The following is a 13775-nucleotide window of genomic DNA, read 5'->3' on the forward strand; positions in this document are numbered from 1 at the left end:
GTGATGAGGGTGGTGGAGGTGGAGAGGATGAGCTTCTCCGTCCGCGCGGCGACGTAGCCGAGCATGGTGGTCGGCGACGACGGCACGAACGGCGGGTTGTGGTGCTCACCGGTCGCGAAGACGTCCAGGCCGACCTCCTCGGCCTTCAGCGCGATCGCGACCATCGCCTTGATGCGCTCCCGCTCGCTCGGCGTCCGCCCCGTGGTGGGGTCCGGCGTGACGTCGCCGACCGTGAAGATCCCGAACTGCATGCTCGCTCACCCTCCAGGTTGTTTATGATTCAACTATACCCGCAGAACGAGACCCCGCCTCCACCTATTCCCTGCGCTTGGCTGCGCCTTCCAGCCCGGATCCCCGCGGCGGGGATGCCCGGCAAGGGAGCCCGCTCCCACCTCGACCCCACCCGGATCCCACCCCGATCCCATCCGGTCTCCGTCGGCAGCCCCGCCACTGTCGGCCCCCACCCCGCCGCTGTCGGCCCCCACCCCACCACCACCCCCACCGGCGCCTGCTCCTGCCGGGTGCCCTTCGGAACCACGAACGGCTCCACCCGACCGCGCGGGCCATCGGTGCGTTCACCCGGACGGCCCGTGTGCGGGGACACCGCGGCGAGGGTCCTCGACGCTGGAATCCCGGGCGTGCCCCGACGCCCTCGCACCGAAGGACCGGCATGCGCATATCCCGTGAGCCCCGCCGCATCGTGTACGTCGCCCGCTGGGGCGCGGCCCTTCTGGCCCTGGCAGGTGCCACCTCCACCCTGGCACCCGTCACCGCGCGGGCCGGTGGTCCGAGCGGTGATCCCGGCCGGGCGAAGCCCACCATCGTGCTCGTACACGGCGCCTTCGCCGACGCGTCGAGTTGGAACGGCGTCGTGGAACGGCTCCAGAGGAACGGCTACACCGTGGCCGCACCGGCCAACCCGCTCCGCGGTGTCGCCCAGGACTCGGCCTACCTCGCGAGTTTCCTGAAGTCCCTCAGAGGACCGATCATCCTGGCCGGTCACTCCTACGGCGGCGAGGTGATCTCCCAGGCCGCCGTGGGAAACGACAACGTCAAGGCCCTCGTGTACATCAACGCGGTCATGCCCGACGTGGGAGAGTCACAGGCCGTCCTCGCCGCGAAGTTCGCCCCCGCCCCGCTCAGCCGGGCGCTGAAGCAGGTGCCCTTCCGCAATGCCGACGGCACCACCGGCACGGACCTGTACATACAGCCGGACCGACTGCGCCAGGTCTTCGCCGCGGACCTGCCCGCGAGCCAGACCGACATCATGGGAGCCACCGAGCGTCCGATCGCGATGTCGGCGTTCACGGACAAGCTCACCGGCGCCGCATGGCGGAACAAGCCCGTGTACGCCCTCGTCGGCAAGCAGGACCGGGCGATCGACCCGAGCCTGGAGCGGTTCGAGGCGAAGCGGGCGAAGGCCCGGAAGACTGTGGAGATCGACTCCTCGCACGTGTCCCTCATCTCCCACCCGCAGGCGGTCAAGGACCTGATCACCGACGCCGCCGAGGACTACATGCTGGGGTCGGCAAGGAAATCCTGAGCGGCGGCACCGGCACGGCGGGGCGACGGCCATGAGTCGCGCCCCTCGCCGTGCCCGCTGACAACAGGGGGCTGGAGCATCCGTCGTAGCTCCTCCGTAGTCCCTCCGTAGTCCCTCCGTAGCTCCTCCGTAGTTCCTCCGTAGTTCCTCCGTAGTTCCTCCGTAGTTCCTGGCCCCTCCTGTACGCGGCGAGCCCCCGGAGCGGACGGCCCTGGTCCGGCAGCGCCGGTGCGGTCCGCTCAGAACGCGTACGGATCACCGGTCGCCAGCACCAGCACCCGCTGCCCGTCGTTCGTCCGGTCCTGGTCCACCGCGCCCCCGCCCCACACCACGTCCACCTTCAGCGTCACCTCCGCCGGCCGGTCCCGCAGCCGTACCGGAACCACCAGCCGCTCGCCGGGCGCCTCGACCGCCAGCGGTCCGGTGTCGCACACCACCTCCCGGTCGCCGGTGCGCGCGCACCCGCCCGGCAGGTGCTGCGTGTCCGCCAGCGCCGCCGACGACGTCAGCCGCACACTGGCGCCCGTCACGGCGTCCGGCCCGTGGTTGCGCGGGGTCACCCCGACCTCCACCAGGTCCCCCGTCAGCACGGCGGACCCGTGCATCTCGAGATCGGCGTTCCCGGCCCAGGCCGTACCGGCCATCCCCACGGCCAGCGCCCCCGCCGCCGCCGCACCGACCACCGCCAGCCCACCACGACGCATCGCCATGCCACCCGTCCCGTCCCGTCCGTCCGCGCATCCCGGCCGTCTCCGGCATGCGTACGGATGTATGCCACCCGGGCCCCGCCACAGGCGCCCCCCCCATCAGGTGACACCCGCCGCGCGTGGCACGCTGCCCGCATGCTGATCCTGCGCTCCGCCGCCCTCTTCGTCGTCGCCGCGTTCTTCGAGATCGGCGGCGCCTGGCTGGTCTGGCAGGGTGTGCGCGAGCACCGCGGCTGGCTCTGGGTGGCCGGCGGCATCCTCTCCCTCGGCGCCTACGGCTTCGTCGCCACCTTCCAGCCCGACGCCCACTTCGGCCGCATCCTCGCGGCGTACGGCGGCATCTTCGTGGCCGGCTCGATCCTGTGGGGTGTGGTCGCGGACGGCTACCGCCCGGACCGCTGGGACCTCACGGGGGCGGCGGTATGCCTGGCGGGCATGGCCCTGATCATGTGGGCGCCCAGGAACTGACCGGGAGAATCCCGCCCGAGAGGCCGCGTGCCTGCGTCGATGTGCGGCTCCGCCGCGTGGGCGCGCCCCCTGGCCCCCCCTGGCCCCCCTGGCCCCCTGGGCCCCCACCGGCCCCCACCACCCCACACCAGCCCCCACCGGCCCCCAGCCGCCCGATCCCGCGCCGACCACGGCGCCTAGACTCTCCGGAGCAAGCCGCACAAGCAGACCCCGCTGAGGAGCAGCCCATGGCCTCGTCCCGCATCGCGGTAGTCACCGGCGCCAGCAGCGGCATCGGTGCCGCCACCGCGCGCAAGCTCGCCGAGGCCGGTTACCGCGTCGTCCTCACCGCCCGCCGCGAGGACCGGATCGAGGCCCTGGCCAAGGAGATCAACGAAGCGGGGCAGCAGGCCACCGCCTACCCGCTGGACGTGACGGACCGCGCGGCCGTGGACGAGTTCGCGACGGCCTTCAAGACGGTCGCCGTCCTCGTGAACAACGCCGGCGGGGCCCTCGGCGCCGACCCGGTGGCCACCGGCGACCCGGCCGACTGGCGCACGATGTACGAGACGAACGTCATCGGCACCCTGAACCTCACCCAGGCCCTGCTCCCCAGGCTGGAGGCGAGCGGCGACGGCACGGTGGTCGTGGTCTCCTCCACCGCCGGCCACGCCACCTACGAGGGCGGCGCCGGGTATGTCGCCGCCAAGCACGGCGCGCACGTCCTCGCCGAGACCCTCCGCCTGGAGATCGTCGGCAAGCCGGTCCGCGTCATCGAGATCGCCCCCGGCATGGTCAGGACGGAGGAGTTCGCGCTGACCCGCTTCGGCGGCGACGAGGAGAAGGCGGCCAAGGTCTACCAGGGCGTCGCCGAGCCCCTGACCGCCGACGACGTGGCGGACACCATCGCCTGGACGGTGACCCGCCCCAGCCACGTCAACATCGACCTCCTGGTCGTCCGGCCCCGCGCCCAGGCCTCCAACACCAAGGTTTACCGGGAGCTGTGATGCCGGAGGACGACGCGGCGAAGGCCCTGGAGACGGAACTGGAGAAGTCCCGTCTGGCGCAGGAGACGAAGAACGAACGCCAGGTCTGGTACTTCCTGGGCTACTTCCTCTTCGGCATCCACATCATCGCGTTCGTGATGATCTACGCGGTCCGCCACGCGAAGTGACCGGGGATCGCGGCAACCCACCGGGGTGAACGTCGTCGCTCGCGGCGTCGCAGAGCAGGCGATGCGCGCGCGGCACTGCGCACGCATCGCGGCACGCCGTCGGACGGGGAAGATCACGGGCTGGATTCCTGGACCGCTTCTAGTGGGTCGGTGCCTCTGCCCCCGCGCCGGGCTCCAGCAGGCTGCGGATGCGCTCGTACTCGGCGGCCATCTCCGGTGTGGCGAGGAAGTCGTCGAGAGCGGCGGAGACCTCGTGGTCGACGTCCTCGATGGAACGGATGGCGAGTTCGTAGAGCTCGCCGCGCCGGTTGCTCTCCAGGTAGCTCTGCCAATGCGCCAACGCGCTGATGACGGTGAGGACTCCGGTGTCCAGACCGTCATCGACCAGGATGCCGTCATAGATCGTGGCGAGCTTGTCCTCCAGCTCGGCGGCGCTGATGGTCAGGACGTTCGCGCAGGCGTTGCCGAGCGCCGTCCAGGCGTCCTCGGTGAGTTCGTCCTCGTCGGCATCGCGGAGCAGCTCCGGCCGCACCAGACGTGTGACCGTCTCCTCTCCGAAGGCACGAGCCCCGCCCTCGGTGGCCCCGATGACCAGCCGGAGAATGTCCGCCTCAACTTCGGTGTAATTCACGCCCCCAGCCTAGGCGGGCCATGGTGTTCTCCACCCCGTCAGCGCCAGAACGGCCGAGGAAGGCCAAGGAACCGGACCGCGCTTTCGCCTCGTGAAGCGCCGTGAGTCAAGTCAGCAGGACGGGACCGAGGGCTCGTTCGTGCACAGCAGCGAGCCCTCGGTCAACCGGACGTCAGCCCTTCACGCAGACAACCTGCTTCAGCTTCGCGACGACCTCCACCAGGTCCCGCTGCTGGTCGATGACCTGGTCGATCGACTTGTAGGCGCCGGGGATCTCGTCCACGACACCGGAGTCCTTACGGCACTCCACGCCCCGCGTCTGGTCTTCCAGGTCCTTCGTCGAGAATCGGCGCTTGGCCGCGTTGCGGCTCATGCGCCGGCCCGCACCGTGCGAGGCGGAATTGAAGGACATCTCGTTGCCGAGGCCCTTCACGATGTACGACCCGGTCCCCATGGAGCCGGGGATGATGCCGTATTCCCCGGTTCGGGCACTGATCGCACCCTTGCGGGTCACGAGGAGGTCCACACCTTCATAACGCTCGCGGCTCACGTAGTTGTGATGGCAGCTGACTTCGGGTTCGAAGGTGACCCCGGCCTTCTTGAACTCCTTACGGATCACGCTCTTGAAGAGGGCCATCATGAGCGACCGGTTGTACTTCGCGTACTCCTGAGCCCAGTAGAGATCGTGCTCGTAGGCCGCCATCTGCGGGGTGTCCGCGACGAAGACGGCGAGGTCGCGATCGACGAGCCCCTGGTTGTGTGGGAGTTTCTGGGCCACGCCGATGTGGTGCTCGGCAAGTTCCTTGCCGATGTTCCGGGACCCGGAGTGCAGCATGAGCCACACCGAACCGGATACGTCTATGCACACTTCGCAGAAGTGATTTCCGGATCCGAGCGTGCCCATCTGCTGACGCGCCCGCCCCTCCCGGAACTTCACCGCCTCCGCGACCCCGTCGAACCGCCCCCAGAACTCCCCCCACCCGGCCGTGGCCAGGCCATGGAAGTCCCCCGGCTCCACGGGCTCCGCGTGCATCCCCCGCCCCACCGGAATGACCTGCTCGATCTTCGACCGCAGCCGCGACAGATCCCCCGGCAGGTCGTTGGCCGTGAGCGACGTCTTCACCGCGGACATCCCGCACCCGATGTCGACCCCGACCGCCGCCGGGCACACCGCGCCCCGCATGGCGATGACCGACCCGACCGTCGCGCCCTTCCCGTAGTGGACGTCCGGCATGACCGCCAGGCCCTTGATCCACGGCAGGGTCGCGACGTTGCGCAACTGCTGGAGCGCCACGTCCTCGACGGTCGCCGGGTCGGTCCACATCCGGATCGGCACCTTCGCGCCCGGCATCTCCACGTACGACATGTCTTCCTCATTCCCCCGCGAACAGCACACCAAAAAGGACAGAAATCTTCAAATCCAACAAAACGCAAATGCGGCGCCAGAGGTCCATGAACCAGACAGGGGACCGGCGTTCACAGCAGTGCGTGCGGTAGACATTGTCTCCAGCGGACGCCCCACTGCGGCAAGCGATTAACCAGCGGGGACACTGGAGCAGGACCGAGCGGACCAGTGAACGGAAGGAGCCTGACCGTGCAGCGGAAGGCGTACGTAACCGGCATCGCCGCCCTTCTCGCGGCCCTGCTGGCCGGCTGCACGAGCGGTTCCAGCGGTGGCGCGGACACCAGCGACAAGAACGCGGACCCCGGCACCTCCACCGTCGCCGCCCAGCCCGGCAAGTACCGCACCCTCCCGGAGGCCTGCGGCGCGGTCAGCCACGACACCCTCGACTCACTGCTCCCCGGCATCGCCCAGATCGCCGACGAGCAGCAGCGGGAGAAGGCGTACGGCGGCGAGGCCACGCTCACCTACGACACCGATCGCAAGGTGGGCTGCCACTGGAAGGTCGAGTCCACCGACGCCACGGACCGGCTGTCCGTCGACTTCGAGCGGGTGGTGTCGTACGACAACGCGGTCAGCGACGACGGCGAGGCGCAGACGATCTACACGCAGTTGGAGACGGCGGCCGACATCCCGGAGTCCGCGCCCCCGAGCCCCGCCGAGACGGAGTCCCCGTCGGAGTCGGCGTCCAACTCCCCGTCCAACTCCCCGTCCGCGTCCACGTCGGCGTCCACGTCCGCGTCCGGATCCGCGTCCGCCACGGGATCCGCCGATCCGTCCTCCTCGGCTTCCTCCGCCGCCTCCGCCTCTTCCACCACCACTCCGGCCGGTCTACAGCCCCGTGCTCTCTCCGACCTGGGCGACGAGGCGTATCTCGACGACCAGCTCAGCGGCTCCGGTTCGACGGCCGAGCAGCGGACGGTGACTGTGGTGTTCCGCACGTCCAACGTCGTCGTGACCATCGTGTACGAGGAGCAGCCGATGGCCACCGGAACGGTCCCGGACAGCAAGGAAATGCAGGACAGGGCGCAGAATCTGGCCGGCCAACTGGCCGAGGCCCTCAACAGCTGAGGCCCCCGGCACGCCTTGCGCACCCCGCCCGCAAAGCACCCGAACCAAAACCGCACAGCTTCCTCACCGCGTACCGTGGCCCCTCGGACCCGATCCGACCGCAGGAACCCCGAACGTATGAGTGAAGGAACCATGCAGCGAGTAGCAGTCCAGCGAGACGACCAGCGTGCCCGGAACGAGCGGAACGCACAGCGGCGGGCAGGGCGCCTGCGCCACGGCCTCGTCGTCGCGGCCGCCGTCCCCGCCGTGGCGCTGTTCGCGACGGCCTGCTCCTCGGACTCGGACAGCGCGGCGCAGGAGACGGCCGGCGGTTCGAATCCCGTCACCGCCCCGGGCAGCTCGGCGGCCCCTTCGGCCACCGTGCAGGCGGCCAAGTACCAGAAGCTGCCCGAGCCGTGCGCGGCGCTGTCGAAGAAGACCCTCACCGCGCTCGTGCCGAAGGGCGCGACGTCGGGCAAGGAGGGCACGTCGAACGACGTGGCCACGCGCGGCAGCTGCTCCTGGAGCAGCCTGGACAACAACGGTGTGAAGGGGTCCCAGTTCCGCTGGCTGAACATCTCCTTCCTCCGCTTCGACTCGGACACCAGCCGCGGCTCCGGCGAGCAGCAGGCCGAGGCGTACTACACGAGCCAGGTGCGGGACGCCCAGTCCGTGTCCGGTGCCAAGAACACCAAGTCGGTGCCGGTGTCCGGGGCGGGCGACCAGGCGACGGCCGTGCGCTACGACCTGAAGAAGAAGGAGGGCGCCTTCAAGCAGCAGACGGTCGTGGCACGCGTCGCGAACGTCGTCGTCACCGTCGACTACAACGGCGCGGGTCTCGCGGGTGAGAAAACTCCGGACGCGGACGCCCTGACGAAGGCGGCGGAGAAGGCGACCGTGGAGGCGGTGGCGTCGGTCTCGACGGCCAACGGCTCTGGCACGTCGGCGAGTTCACCTGCGGCGACGCCCTCGCAGTCGGCCTCCAAGTCGGCCTCGCCCACCGCGTCGCCGTCCAAGTCGGCAGCCAAGAAGAGCTGACCGGCCATACGTACGCCGTACTGATGTGCCACCCTGTTGCGCGCAACAACATGCAAGGGGAGGGGAGTGCCGGTGGCCGCGCCAATACAGCTGACCCGGATGCACCGCGTTCTCATCGGCGTGGTCGTGACCGGCGCGATGATCATCGCCGGCATCGGCTTCGCCGGATCGTACGCGGCCGTCCGTGAGCTGGCCATCAAGAAGGGCTTCGGGAACTTCTCCTATGTGTTCCCGATCGGCATCGACGCGGGCATCTGCGTCCTGCTCGCCCTCGACCTGCTGCTGACCTGGATCCGCATACCCTTCCCGCTGCTGCGGCAGACGGCCTGGCTGCTGACCGTGGCGACGATCGCCTTCAACGGCGCGGCGGCCTGGCCGGACCCGCTGGGTGTGGGCATGCACGCGGTGATCCCGGTGCTGTTCGTCGTGGCCGTCGAGGCCGCCCGCCACGCGATCGGCCGGATCGCCGACATCACGGCGGACAAGCACATGGAGGGGGTCCGCCTCACCCGCTGGCTGCTCTCCCCGGTTCCCACGTTCCTCCTCTGGCGCCGGATGAAGCTGTGGGAGCTGCGCTCCTACGACCAGGTCATCAAGCTGGAACAGGAACGTCTCGTCTACCAGGCGAGGCTGCGTTCCCGCTTCGGCCGGGCCTGGCGCAGGAAGGCTCCCGTGGAGTCCCTGATGCCCCTGCGCCTCGCCAAGTACGGCGTCCCCCTGGCCGACACGGCCCCGGACGGCCTGGCAGCGGCGGGCATCGACCTTCCCGCGCTGCCGGCGGCCTCCACAGCCGCGGACAGCCGTGCCGCTGGGGCGGCACGGGTGGGCGCGGCCGCGCCTCCTGGCGAACAGCGCCCGGAACTGGTCCCCGGCCCCCACCAGGGGCAGCAGGAGATCCCGGCCAGGCAGCCCGAGCCGGACCCCGATCCGAACGTCAACCCCTGGCTGCACGCCAGGGACCCGCAGCAGATCGAGTACCACGGCGACTACGACCCCTCGTACGAGCCCCAGTACACCGAGGAGCAGTACGCGGCCTGGCAGTACCAGCAGGAGCAGGAGCAGTACCAGCGGCAGCAGGAGCAGTACGACCGGCTCCGGCTCCAGCAGCAGTTCCCGGCGGACCAGTACCCCCAGGAGCAGCAGCCCGTTCCGGAGGAGTCCCCGGCGGAGACGACCGGCAGCTTCCCCATCCCCTCCGGCCCGGGCCGCACGCGCGAGCTGGGCGAGGGCGGCGGCCCGCCGGAGCCGACCGAGGAGGACTTCTACCTGGTCTTCAAGAAGTCGATAGACGGCAGCTACCCCACCTCCGGTCAGCTCAGGGACGACGTGGAGGCGACGTACGGCGTCACGCTGGCGCAGCGCGACGCGGACCGCATGGTCAACCGCTTCACGAACCGCCACACGGCGGAGCTCCAGGAAGACCACATCGCCTGAGCCCCGCGGCACCGCAGCCCCGCAGGGCCCGCAGGGCATGAAGAAGGGGCCCTCCGCCGAGGAGGGCCCCTTCTTCATGCCGGTGTCACGCCCCGAGCAGGGCCCGCACCCGCTCCTGCCCGACCGCGAGCAGCAGCGTGGGCAGCCGGGGCCCGGTGTCGCGCCCGACGAGCAGGTGGTAGAGCAGCGCGAAGAACGTCCGCTGGGCCGTCTTGATCTCCGGCGGCAGCTCCTTCGGCGTGGCGTCGGCGGCGAACCCGGCCTGGACCTTGGGCACGCCGTAGACGAGGTGGGTCAGCCCGTCCAGCGACCAGTGCTCGGCGAGCCCGTCGAGCAGCAGCCGTACCGACTGCTGGGACGCCTCGTCGAGGGACTTGAGCAGTTCGGCGTCGGGCTCGTCACGGACGATGGTGCGCTGGTCGGCCGGCACCTGGGTGTTGATCCAGGCCTCGGCCCTGTCGTACCGCGGACGCGCCTCGTCCAGCGATCCGAGGGGGTTCGCCGGGTCCAGCTCGCTCAGGATGCGCAGCGCCTGGTCCTCGTGCCCGGCGGTGATGTCGGCGACGGAGGCCAGCGTGCGGTACGGCAGCGGGCGCGGCGTCCGCGGCAGCTCACCGCCTGCCGTACCCACGGCGCGCGCGTGCGCGGCGATGTCACCGGGCAGCGCGGAACCGTCGGCCACCTTGCCGTCCAGCTTGTCCCACTCGTCGTAGAGCCGCTGGATCTCCTGGTCGAAGGCGATCTTGAAGGACTGGTTGGGCCTGCGCCGGGCGTACAGCCAGCGCAGGAGCTGCGGCTCCATGATCTTCAGCGCGTCGGCCGGCGTGGGCACGCCACCCCGCGAGGACGACATCTTCGCCATCCCGCTGATGCCCACGAAGGCGTACATGGGCCCGATGGGCTGCTTCCCGCCGAAGATCCCGACGATCTGCCCGCCCACCTGGAACGACGACCCCGGCGACGAGTGGTCCACACCGCTCGGCTCGAAGATCACGCCCTCGTAGGCCCAGCGCATCGGCCAGTCGACCTTCCAGACCAGCTTGCCGCGGTTGAACTCGCTGAGCCGGACGGTCTCGGAGAACCCGCACGCGCCGCAGGTGTACGTCAGCTCGGTGCTGTCGTCGTCGTACGCCGTGACGGTCGTCAGGTCCTTGCCGCAGCCGCCGCAGTACGGCTTGTACGGGAAGTACCCGGCGGAGCCGGACGACCCGTCGTCCTCGCTCGCCGCGCCCGAGCCCTCCTCGGCCTCCAGCTCGGCCTCGTCGACGGCCTTCTGCTGGGGCTTCTTGCCGGTCTTCGGCTTGGTCCGGTACTGCGCGAGGATGGCGTCGATGTCGCCGCGGTGCTTCATGGCGTGCAGGATCTGCTCGCGGTACACCCCGGAGGTGTACTGCTCGGTCTGGCTGATCCCGTCGAACTCCACGCCGAGCTCGGCCAGCGACTCGACCATCGCGGCCTTGAAGTGCTCGGACCAGTTCGGGTGGGCGGAGCCCTTCGGCGCGGGCACCGAGGTCAGCGGCTTGCCGATGTGCTCGGCCCACGTCTCGTCGACTCCCGCGATGCCCGCGGGCACCTTCCGGTACCGGTCGTAGTCGTCCCAGGAGATCAGGTGGCGGACCTGGTACCCCCGCCGCCGGATCTCGTCGGCGACCAGGTGCGGGGTCATGACCTCGCGCAGGTTGCCCAGGTGAATGGGGCCCGAGGGCGACAGCCCGGACGCGACGACGACCGGTTTGCCCGGGGCCCGACGCTCCGACTCCTCGATGACCTCATCCGCGAAACGGGAGACCCAGTCGGTGGTCTCGGTGCTCTGAGCCACGTCGGCACGTCCTTCTTTCTGGCACGGGGCAGCCGATACGGTCGCACGGCTGACCGCTCCATTCTCCCAGCCGACCCCGAATCCACGAAAACGGGTTACCAGGGCCCCTCCAAGAACCCCCGCAGCCCCCGTCCGGGCCCCAGCCAACGCCTGCGGCGCAGCCCACCGTCCAAAAAACGCAACCACCGCCTGGCGGCCCACCCCCCGTCCGGCGGCGCAGCCGCCGTTCCAGGGGCGCGGGGAACTGCGCGACCAGCCCCCACACCGCCGCACCCGGCAACGCACCGCACCCCCCGAGCTCTCAGCCGCAAAAACCCCTTTACCCCCCGTGAAATACTGGACCCGTCTACCAGCACCCACGAGGAGAACGGCTCCCACCCCATGGCCCCGGTCACGTCCCTCAGCGACTCCGTCAACCAGCAGCTCACCGACGCCCTCTCCGCCGCCCTGCCGGAGGCCGACGTCGACCCGCTGCTGCGACGCAGCGACCGGGCCGACTACCAGGCGAACGGCATCCTCGCCCTCGCCAAGAAGGCCAAGGCGAACCCCCGGGAGCTGGCGACGCAGGTCGTCTCCCGCATCACCACCGGCGCGGACCTGATCCAGGACGTCGAGGTCTCCGGCCCCGGCTTCCTCAACATCACCCTCTCCGACAAGGCCATCACCGAGAACCTGGCGGCGCGGTACGCGGACGGCGACCGGCTCGGCGTACCCGCGAAGGCGGACCCCGGCATCACGGTCATCGACTACGCCCAGCCGAACGTCGCCAAGGAGATGCACGTCGGCCACCTGCGCTCCGCGGTGATCGGCGACGCCCTGCGCGGCATGATCGACTTCACCGGCGAGCGGACGATCGGCCGGCACCACATCGGCGACTGGGGCACCCAGTTCGGCATGCTCATCCAGTACCTGATCGAGAATCCGGACCAGCTGTCCGCGAAGACCGACACGGACGGCGAGCAGGCCATGTCGAACCTGAACCGGGTCTACAAGGCGTCCCGGGCGGTCTTCGACGCGGACGAGGACTTCAAGGAGCGGGCCCGCAAGCGGGTCGTCGCCCTCCAGTCCGGCGACAAGGAGACCCTCGACCTGTGGCAGCGGTTCGTGGACGAGTCGAAGGTCTACTTCTACTCGGTCTTCGACAAGCTCGACATGGAGATCCGGGACGACGAGATCGTCGGCGAGTCGGCGTACAACGACGGCATGCCGGAGACCGCCCGCCTCCTGGAGGAGAGCGGCGTCGCGGTCCGCTCCGAGGGCGCGCTCGTGGTGTTCTTCGACGACATCCGGGGCAAGGACGACCAGCCGGTCCCGCTGATCGTGCAGAAGGCCGACGGCGGCTTCGGCTACGCGGCCTCCGACCTGACCGCGATCCGCAACCGGGTCCGGGACCTGCACGCCACGTCCATCATCTACGTCGTGGACGTGCGCCAGTCGCTGCACTTCAGGATGGTCTTCGAGACGGCGCGGCGGGCGGGCTGGCTCACCGACGACGTCACCGCGCACAACATGGGCTACGGCACGGTGCTGGGCGCGGACGGCAAGCCGTTCAAGACGCGTGCGGGCGAAACCGTACGGCTGGAGGACCTACTGGACGAGGCGGTGCAGCGGGCCGCCGAGGTCGTCCGGGAGAAGGCGCAGGACCTGACCGAGGACGAGATCCAGGAGCGGGCCCAGCAGGTCGGCATCGGTGCCGTGAAGTACGCGGACCTGTCGACGTCGCCGAACCGCGACTACAAGTTCGACCTGGACCAGATGGTCTCGCTGAACGGCGACACCTCCGTCTACCTCCAGTACGCGTACGCCCGTATCCGGTCGATCCTCCGCAAGGCGGGGGACGTCCGCCCCGCCGCGCACCCGGAGCTGGAACTGCACGCGGCGGAGCGGGCGCTGGGCCTGCATCTGGACGCGTTCGGCAACACGGTCTTCGAGGCGGCTGCGGAGTACGCCCCGCACAAGCTGGCCGCGTACTTGTACCAACTGGCGTCCCTCTACACGTCGTTCTACGACAAGTGCCCGGTCCTCAAGGCCGGCACCCCGGCCCAGGTGGAGAACCGTCTGTTCCTGTGCGACATGACGGCCCGCACCCTCCACCAGGGCATGGCCCTGCTGGGCATCAGGACGCCCGAGCGGCTCTGAGAACGGGCAGCGCACAACTCGACGGCCCGGCGCCGCGCCCCGGATGTTCTCCAGGACGCGGCGCCGGGCCGTCGGTGCTCCGCAGACGGCTACTTGCCCTCGCCGGTACCGCCGCCGAACGCCCCGTACAAGGTCGCCATGGCGAGGACGACGAGCGCCAGGGACTGTGGCTGAACCCCCATGTGCAGCAGGGTGACGACGGTGATCAGGGTGGCGACAAACGCCACCAGGTCGATCGGCCGCTTGGGTCGGTCCATGGTCTTCCTTCGCAGGCTCGCAGGTGAGGACACGGAAGAGGACTCCATCCGCACAATCCAGCCTCGACGGCCGGAGAGTTGTCCTCACCCCCGCTGCGAAAGACGCTGACCGCGCGGGGTGCGCCGGGTGGACA

At 70.0% G+C, this 13775-nt stretch carries 14 protein-coding genes; 8 read left to right on the forward strand and 6 right to left on the reverse strand.

Annotated elements, in window-relative coordinates; all coding sequences use genetic code 11:
- Positions 1-251: LLM class flavin-dependent oxidoreductase (locus AB0P24_RS41225; RefSeq protein ID WP_365803403.1), on the reverse strand; the 251-nt coding region annotated here is incomplete at its 3' end.
- A gap of 419 nt (positions 252-670) precedes the next feature.
- Between AB0P24_RS41225 and AB0P24_RS41230 the strand changes: the two genes are divergently transcribed.
- Positions 671-1543 carry an alpha/beta fold hydrolase gene (locus AB0P24_RS41230; RefSeq protein ID WP_365803405.1) on the forward strand — a complete coding sequence of 291 codons (873 nt, stop codon included), beginning with the start codon at positions 671-673 and terminating at the stop codon, positions 1541-1543.
- A gap of 239 nt (positions 1544-1782) precedes the next feature.
- On the opposite strand, the gene AB0P24_RS41235 is transcribed toward AB0P24_RS41230, so the two are convergent.
- Positions 1783-2253: a hypothetical protein gene (locus tag AB0P24_RS41235; protein WP_365803407.1), complete on the reverse strand. Its 471-nt coding sequence runs from the start codon at positions 2251-2253 to the stop codon at positions 1783-1785.
- Between the two features lie 132 nt (positions 2254-2385).
- On the opposite strand from AB0P24_RS41235, the gene AB0P24_RS41240 reads away from it, so the two are divergent.
- From AB0P24_RS41240 to AB0P24_RS41250, 3 genes are all read left to right on the forward strand, one after another.
- Positions 2386-2718: a YnfA family protein gene (locus AB0P24_RS41240; RefSeq protein ID WP_234544523.1), complete on the forward strand. Its 333-nt coding sequence runs from the start codon at positions 2386-2388 to the stop codon at positions 2716-2718.
- Between the two features lie 227 nt (positions 2719-2945).
- Positions 2946-3704, forward strand: a complete 759-nt coding sequence (locus tag AB0P24_RS41245; RefSeq protein WP_365803409.1) for an SDR family oxidoreductase — start codon at positions 2946-2948, stop codon at positions 3702-3704.
- Positions 3704-3871, forward strand: coding sequence for a hypothetical protein (locus tag AB0P24_RS41250; RefSeq protein WP_365803411.1), 168 nt, complete (start codon positions 3704-3706; stop codon positions 3869-3871). Before AB0P24_RS41245 ends, AB0P24_RS41250 begins: the two co-directional genes overlap by 1 nt.
- Before the next feature lie 139 nt (positions 3872-4010).
- Here the strand turns inward: AB0P24_RS41250 and AB0P24_RS41255 are convergent, their stop codons facing one another.
- On the reverse strand, positions 4011-4502 hold the full coding sequence (locus tag AB0P24_RS41255) for a hypothetical protein (RefSeq protein ID WP_365803413.1): 492 nt from the start codon (positions 4500-4502) through the stop codon (positions 4011-4013).
- 172 nt (positions 4503-4674) lie between these two features.
- Positions 4675-5868, reverse strand: a complete 1194-nt coding sequence (locus tag AB0P24_RS41260) for an RtcB family protein (protein ID WP_365803415.1) — start codon at positions 5866-5868, stop codon at positions 4675-4677.
- A 228-nt stretch (positions 5869-6096) separates the two neighbouring features.
- Between AB0P24_RS41260 and AB0P24_RS41265 the strand changes: the two genes are divergently transcribed.
- From AB0P24_RS41265 to AB0P24_RS41275, 3 genes are all read left to right on the forward strand, one after another.
- A complete protein-coding gene (locus AB0P24_RS41265; RefSeq protein ID WP_365803417.1) occupies positions 6097-6975 on the forward strand; it encodes a DUF3558 domain-containing protein in 879 nt (292 codons plus the stop codon).
- Between the two features lie 132 nt (positions 6976-7107).
- Positions 7108-7992, forward strand: coding sequence for a DUF3558 domain-containing protein (locus AB0P24_RS41270; RefSeq protein WP_365803419.1), 885 nt, complete (start codon positions 7108-7110; stop codon positions 7990-7992).
- A gap of 99 nt (positions 7993-8091) precedes the next feature.
- Positions 8092-9426: a DUF2637 domain-containing protein gene (locus AB0P24_RS41275; protein ID WP_365803477.1), complete on the forward strand. Its 1335-nt coding sequence runs from the start codon at positions 8092-8094 to the stop codon at positions 9424-9426.
- Between the two features lie 85 nt (positions 9427-9511).
- Here the strand turns inward: AB0P24_RS41275 and lysS are convergent, their stop codons facing one another.
- Entirely contained in the window at positions 9512-11245 is a 1734-nt protein-coding gene (gene lysS / locus AB0P24_RS41280; protein WP_365803421.1) for a lysine--tRNA ligase, read from the reverse strand.
- A 381-nt stretch (positions 11246-11626) separates the two neighbouring features.
- Here lysS and argS point away from each other — a divergent pair, with 381 nt between their 5' ends.
- On the forward strand, positions 11627-13384 hold the full coding sequence (argS, locus tag AB0P24_RS41285; RefSeq protein WP_365803423.1) for an arginine--tRNA ligase: 1758 nt from the start codon (positions 11627-11629) through the stop codon (positions 13382-13384).
- Between the two features lie 89 nt (positions 13385-13473).
- Here argS and AB0P24_RS41290 read toward each other — a convergent pair whose 3' ends face one another.
- Positions 13474-13641 (reverse strand): hypothetical protein, encoded by a 168-nt coding sequence (locus tag AB0P24_RS41290; RefSeq protein WP_365803425.1) that lies wholly within the window; start codon positions 13639-13641, stop codon positions 13474-13476.
- Positions 13642-13775: the final 134 nt, after the last annotated feature.

This window comes from Streptomyces sp. NPDC086519 (genome assembly GCF_040686075.1).
GTDB lineage: Bacteria > Actinomycetota > Actinomycetes > Streptomycetales > Streptomycetaceae > Streptomyces > Streptomyces shenzhenensis.

Coding starts and splice junctions, on each gene's coding strand:
- AB0P24_RS41250 (WP_365803411.1), top strand. CDS start 3,704: ATGCCGGAGGACGACGCGGCGAAGGCCCTGGAGACGGAACTGGAGAAG.
- AB0P24_RS41275 (WP_365803477.1), top strand. CDS start 8,092: ATGCACCGCGTTCTCATCGGCGTGGTCGTGACCGGCGCGATGATCATC.
- AB0P24_RS41290 (WP_365803425.1), bottom strand. CDS start 13,641: ATGGACCGACCCAAGCGGCCGATCGACCTGGTGGCGTTTGTCGCCACC.
- AB0P24_RS41240 (WP_234544523.1), top strand. CDS start 2,386: ATGCTGATCCTGCGCTCCGCCGCCCTCTTCGTCGTCGCCGCGTTCTTC.
- AB0P24_RS41260 (WP_365803415.1), bottom strand. CDS start 5,868: ATGTCGTACGTGGAGATGCCGGGCGCGAAGGTGCCGATCCGGATGTGG.
- AB0P24_RS41270 (WP_365803419.1), top strand. CDS start 7,108: ATGCAGCGAGTAGCAGTCCAGCGAGACGACCAGCGTGCCCGGAACGAG.
- AB0P24_RS41235 (WP_365803407.1), bottom strand. CDS start 2,253: ATGGCGATGCGTCGTGGTGGGCTGGCGGTGGTCGGTGCGGCGGCGGCG.
- AB0P24_RS41245 (WP_365803409.1), top strand. CDS start 2,946: ATGGCCTCGTCCCGCATCGCGGTAGTCACCGGCGCCAGCAGCGGCATC.
- AB0P24_RS41230 (WP_365803405.1), top strand. CDS start 671: ATGCGCATATCCCGTGAGCCCCGCCGCATCGTGTACGTCGCCCGCTGG.
- argS (WP_365803423.1), top strand. CDS start 11,627: ATGGCCCCGGTCACGTCCCTCAGCGACTCCGTCAACCAGCAGCTCACC.